The following is a 5132-nucleotide window of genomic DNA, read 5'->3' as shown; positions in this document are numbered from 1 at the left end:
AAGAGGCCAGATGCCTCAACGCCGATGTCAGCCTCTTGCACAGGAAGAGGCTGCCTCAGTATATGGCAGATTTTCCCCCAGCCCGGATCAGTGCACAGTACCCCAATGCACACACTGACCGACTTCTACCAGACCCTCGGCCTTACCCTCTCTCTGCTGGTCATCGCCACCTTCCTCCTCGCCGGCACGGTCAAAGGCGTGATCGGCCTCGGCCTGCCCACTGTCGCCATGGGCCTGCTCGGTCTGGCTATGGTGCCGGCGCAGGCAGCCGCGCTGTTGATCATTCCGGCGACCCTGACCAACCTCTGGCAACTGGCCTTCGGTGGCCACCTGAAAAGCTTGATCAAACGCCTCTCGCCGATGCTGCTGATGATCTTCCTCGGCACCGGCATCGGCACCCTGTGGATCGGCATGGCCGGCGGCCATTGGGTGGTGCGCGGACTTGGCGCGGCGTTGTTGCTGTATGCATTGAGCGGACTGTTTCTGCCGACTTTGCACGTCAACCCGCGTCATGAGCGCTGGCTCGGCCCGCTGTGTGGGCTGATCACCGGCGTCATCACCTCCGCCACCGGCGTCTTCGTGATTCCAGCGGTGCCGTACTTGCAAGCGCTGGGGCTGAGCCGCGATGAGCTGGTGCAGGCGCTCGGCCTGTCCTTCACCGTCTCGACCCTGGCGCTGGCCGCTGGGCTGCTCTGGCACGGCGCACTCGGCGGTGGCGAATTGAGCGCCTCGCTGCTGGCGCTGATCCCGGCCATGCTCGGTATGTGGTTTGGCCAATGGTTGCGTCAGCGCATCAGTGCGGCGCTGTTCAAGCGCGTGTTCTTTATCGGACTGGGCGCGCTCGGCGCCCATTTGCTGATCAGCGGCTAGCCGACGATTCGCTGAGCATGTCGATCGCGCGGATATCGAAATCGCGCTCCAGATAGTCCATGCGCCTAGCGAAAAACGCTTTCATGTGCGGCAATGCCGAGTGCTCATCCAGATGCGCCTGGCTGGCCCAGATCTCGTAGAAGATAAACAGCGTCGGATCCTGCTGGTCGCGCAGCATGTGGTACTCGATGCAGCCCGGTTCGGCGCGGCTCGGCTCGACATAGGCGCGGAACAGCGCTTCGAACTCGCTGGCTTTTTCCGGGCGGGTCTTGGCGTGCAGGATGAAACCCTGGCGTTCACTCATCACAACTTCCTCAAAGCAGAAAGCGGCGATGCTACGGCAACAATTGGTGATCGATTCGTGCGTTTTGATCAAATGTATTTTGCGCCGACGTGGCTGTTTCCGCGCGAGATCGATGGTTAATCTGCCGCCATTCCAATTCCTGTTTCAATCCAGCCTTGAAGGCTGCGCCGAGGTTTTTCGATGAAAAAAGTCCTGCTGCTCAATGGCGGTAAAAAATTCGCCCATTCTGATGGCCGCTACAACACCACCCTTCACGAAACCGCGCTGAGCGTGCTCGATCGCGGCGGTGTCGACGTCAAGACCACGTTTATCGACGAGGGCTACGACGTTGCCGAAGAAGTGGCGAAATTCCTCTGGGCCGACGTGATCATTTATCAGATGCCGGGCTGGTGGATGGGCGCGCCGTGGACGGTGAAAAAGTACATCGACGAAGTCTTCACCGAAGGCCACGGCAGCCTCTACGCCAGCGACGGTCGCACCCGTTCCGATGCTTCGCAGAAGTACGGCAGTGGCGGTCTGATTCAGGGCAAGCAATACATGCTGTCGCTGACCTGGAACGCGCCGCAGCAAGCCTTCGATGACCCGACGGATTTCTTCGAAGCCAAAGGCGTGGACGCCGTGTACTTCCCGTTCCACAAGGCCAACGAATTTCTGGGCATGACCGCGCTGCCGACCTTCCTCTGCGTTGACGTAATGAAGCGTCCGAACATCGACAATGATGTAGTGCGCTATGAGCAGCATCTGACTGAGGTGTTTGGCCTCAAGGCTTGATGGGTTTCGGGCTACTATCCGGGTACAGCAAAAGATCGCAGCCTGCGGCAGCTTCTACAGGGGGCATGGCTACAGGCTGCGATCGGCGATTCCAGCGAGGACACCCGTGAAAGCCAGATCCGATGAGTTGCAGATTTTCGTCTGCGTGATCGAGTGCGGTTCGATTTCCGCCGCCGCCGAGCAGGTCGGCCAGACGCCGTCGGCCGTCAGTCGCACGCTGTCGAAGCTCGAAGCCAAGCTCGACACCACGCTGATCAACCGCACCACGCGGCGCATGGACCTGACCGAGGAGGGCAAGTATTTCTTCGAACAGGCCAAGCTGATTCTCGATCAGATGGATCAACTCGAAGAGCGTCTGTCTTCGCGCCAGCAAACTCCCTCCGGCCGCCTGCGCATCAACGCCGCCTCGCCGTTCATGCTCCACGCCATCGTCCCCTACATCGACGAATTCCGGCAGCTGTACCCGGACATCCAACTCGAACTCAACAGCAATGACCTGATCATTGACCTGCTGGAACAAAGCACCGACGTCGCCATCCGCATCGGCACCCTCGCCGACTCGACGCTGCATGCGCGTTCGCTCGGTTGCAGTCCGTTAATGATCGTCGCCAGCCCCGCTTATTTGAAAAAGCACGGCGCGCCACGACAAGTGGCGGATTTGAGCGAACACACGCTGCTCGGCTTCACCCACAACGAAGGCCTCAACCAATGGCCGCTGCGCTATGTGCATGGCGACCGCTGGCCGATCAGCCCGGCAATCAGCGCTTCCAGTGGTGAGACCGTGCGCCATTTGGCGCTGGAGGGGCAGGGCATCGCCTGCCTGTCGCACTTCATGACCATCGACGACATCCGCGCCGGACGCCTGAAAGTCCTGCTCGGCGAATTCAACAGCGGCTACCGCCAGCCGATCAACGCCGTGTACTACCGCAACTCGCAACTGGCGTTACGCATTCAGTGTTTCCTCGACTTTATCCAGGGCAAACTCGCCGCCTACGCCAGCGCCGAATTCAAAGACTGATTCGTGATCCCTGCGCAAGAGTGAATTGGCCTGTGGCGGGTTTTTCGCTGGGGTTCATCGGCCGATACTCGCTGCATCACTTATTCACGCAGGGAGTTACTCCATGAACGTATTCGTCACCGGCGCTGCCGGTTTTATCGGCGGTTCCATCGCCACCGGCCTGGTGCAGGCCGGGCACAACGTCACCGGCCTGGTGCGCAGCGCGGAGCAGGCTGATGAGCTGAAAGCATTGGGCATGAACGCGGTAATCGGCACCCTCGATGACAGCCAATTGCTGGCGCAACAGGCCCGTGCTGCCGATGCCGTCATCAACGCTGCCAGCAGCGACCATCGCGGTGCGGTGGAAGCGTTACTCGACGCTTTGCGCGGCTCGAACAAGGTCTTTCTGCACACCAGCGGATCGAGCATTGTCGGCGATGCCTCCGGCGGCAAATCCAGCGATGACATTTACTACGAGGACAACCTGCCGGAGCCGACTGTCGATAAGGCCGATCGCGTGGCCATCGACAATCTGGTGCTCGCGGCGGCGAAGAATGGCGTGAACTCGGCGGTGATCTGCAACACCCTGATCTACGGCCACAGCCTGGGCGTCAACCGCGACAGCGTGCAATTGCCGCGACTGCTCAAGCAGGCGCGCAAAAACGGCGTCGTTCGCCACGTTGGAACAGGTCAGAACATCTGGTCCAACGTGCACATCGAAGACGTCGTCGCCCTGTATCAGCTGGCGCTGACCAAAAACGTGCCTGGCACTTTCTACTTCGTCGAGAGCGGTGAAGCCTCGTTCATCGACATGACCACCGCCATGGCCGCAGCCCTCAATCTGGGCGAACCGCAAGACTGGCCATTGCAAGACGCCCAAGCCGAATGGGGCTACGAAATGGCCAACTACGGCCTCGGTTCCAACAGCCGCGTACGCGGCAAACACGCCCGGGAACTGCTGGGCTGGACGCCGAAGCGCACCTCGGTGGTGGAATGGATTCGTAACGAAATGGTGTGATGGGTCTTTGAACCCCGTCGGGCTTTGCTATCGATCAAATGAACGGCCGTCTTTGGGTGGCCGTTTGTATTTCTGCCTTTGCGCTCGCATGTCACCCGGCTTAAGGTGCCTTGAATCATCGACAGGTCGGCAGGTTCGGGAATGGTTGATCGTTACGAGGCAGAGGGGGCACAGGGCAGTTTTCAGGCCGGCTCGGATGAGCAGGTACTGAGCAACAAGCTGGGAATCAGTGATCCTGAAGAGATGGATGATGCCGAGCTGACTCTGCTGGAAAAACTTTACCAGCAGGTTCTGATCGAGCGTTTACCGGCACGGTCAATTACTGTTCAGGACTTGAGGGATTGGCATCGGTACTGGCTGGGCAATATCTATCCTTGGGCGGGTGAAATACGGGCGGTCAACCTTGGCAAAGACGGTTTTTTCTTTGCTGCGGCCCCACAGATTCCGCGCTTGTTAGAGGGGTTTGAGAAGGAATGCCTTGCTGAATTCACCCCGTGCAAAGCTGATCTTGATGAGAACCTCATTCACGCCATCGCCGTAACGCATGTGGAATTCATTTTGATTCATCCATTCCGGGAGGGTAATGGACGGTTGTCCAGATTACTTGCAGACGTGATGGCGGTGCAGGCGGGCTATGTTCCGCTGGATTACAGCAGTTGGGAGCGAAACAAAGAGGCTTACTTTGCTGCGATAAATCAAGGCCTCAACTGCAACTACCAGCCAATGGAATATTGGGTCCGGCGAGCACTGTGGGCTTGAGAGAAGCCTACCTGGCCAATGCGAGGTGTTGGAATTTGCCGGATTTGGCCTTGAGCTTGCGTTCGATCATATCGACACTTTGGCCGGTCTCGATCGCTGTGGAGCTGGCGATTGAGCGGATCAGGGCGTCCTGGGTCAATTTTTTTCGGTTGCGACGTACGATGGCCATGGCGTGATCCCGGGTAATTACCTTGAGCGAGTATAGCGCTCGTTCGAAGCGTCGACATACTCGGTTCAAGAGGTCGACAGCGTTCTGCCTGGAAGGGTGCGATCAAAACTGTGGGAGCGAGCCTGCTCGCGAAAGCGGTGGGTCAGTCAATGAAGAGGGTGAATGTGAAGCGGTCTTCGCGAGCAGGCTCGCTCCCACAGAGTTAAGTGGAGATTTGAAATGCCATGAAAATCCCACCCTCCGA

At 58.9% G+C, this 5132-nt stretch carries 7 protein-coding genes; 5 read left to right on the top strand and 2 right to left on the bottom strand.

Annotated features, from left to right (window positions below; translation table 11 throughout):
• Positions 1 to 105 precede the first annotated feature (105 nt).
• Complete coding sequence (locus OQK_RS07315; RefSeq protein WP_016771797.1) at positions 106 to 870, top strand: sulfite exporter TauE/SafE family protein; 765 nt, start codon at positions 106 to 108, stop codon at positions 868 to 870.
• Here the strand turns inward: OQK_RS07315 and OQK_RS07310 are convergent.
• On the bottom strand, positions 860 to 1174 hold the full coding sequence (locus OQK_RS07310) for a putative quinol monooxygenase (RefSeq protein WP_016771796.1): 315 nt from the start codon (positions 1172 to 1174) through the stop codon (positions 860 to 862). The genes OQK_RS07315 and OQK_RS07310 overlap by 11 nt on opposite strands.
• 180 nt (positions 1175 to 1354) lie before the next feature.
• On the opposite strand from OQK_RS07310, the gene OQK_RS07305 reads away from it, so the two are divergent.
• The 4 genes from OQK_RS07305 to OQK_RS07290 all read left to right on the top strand — a co-directional run bounded on the left by OQK_RS07305 (position 1355) and on the right by OQK_RS07290 (position 4719).
• On the top strand, positions 1355 to 1945 hold the full coding sequence (locus OQK_RS07305; protein WP_016771795.1) for an NAD(P)H-dependent oxidoreductase: 591 nt from the start codon (positions 1355 to 1357) through the stop codon (positions 1943 to 1945).
• A 106-nt stretch (positions 1946 to 2051) separates the two neighbouring features.
• Entirely contained in the window at positions 2052 to 2963 is a 912-nt protein-coding gene (locus OQK_RS07300; RefSeq protein WP_016771794.1) for a LysR family transcriptional regulator, read from the top strand.
• 103 nt (positions 2964 to 3066) lie between these two features.
• Complete coding sequence (locus tag OQK_RS07295; RefSeq protein ID WP_016771793.1) at positions 3067 to 3960, top strand: NAD-dependent epimerase/dehydratase family protein; 894 nt, start codon at positions 3067 to 3069, stop codon at positions 3958 to 3960.
• A gap of 141 nt (positions 3961 to 4101) precedes the next feature.
• Positions 4102 to 4719, top strand: a complete 618-nt coding sequence (locus OQK_RS07290) for a Fic/DOC family protein (protein ID WP_016771792.1) — start codon at positions 4102 to 4104, stop codon at positions 4717 to 4719.
• Between the two features lie 7 nt (positions 4720 to 4726).
• On the opposite strand, the gene OQK_RS30755 is transcribed toward OQK_RS07290, so the two are convergent.
• Positions 4727 to 4888, bottom strand: coding sequence for a hypothetical protein (locus OQK_RS30755; RefSeq protein ID WP_016771791.1), 162 nt, complete (start codon positions 4886 to 4888; stop codon positions 4727 to 4729).
• Between the last annotated feature and the right edge of the window lie 244 nt (positions 4889 to 5132).

Source organism: Pseudomonas sp. R62, assembly GCF_000257605.1.
Lineage (GTDB): Bacteria > Pseudomonadota > Gammaproteobacteria > Pseudomonadales > Pseudomonadaceae > Aquipseudomonas > Aquipseudomonas atacamensis.
This window is presented reverse-complemented; position numbering and strand designations above follow the sequence as displayed.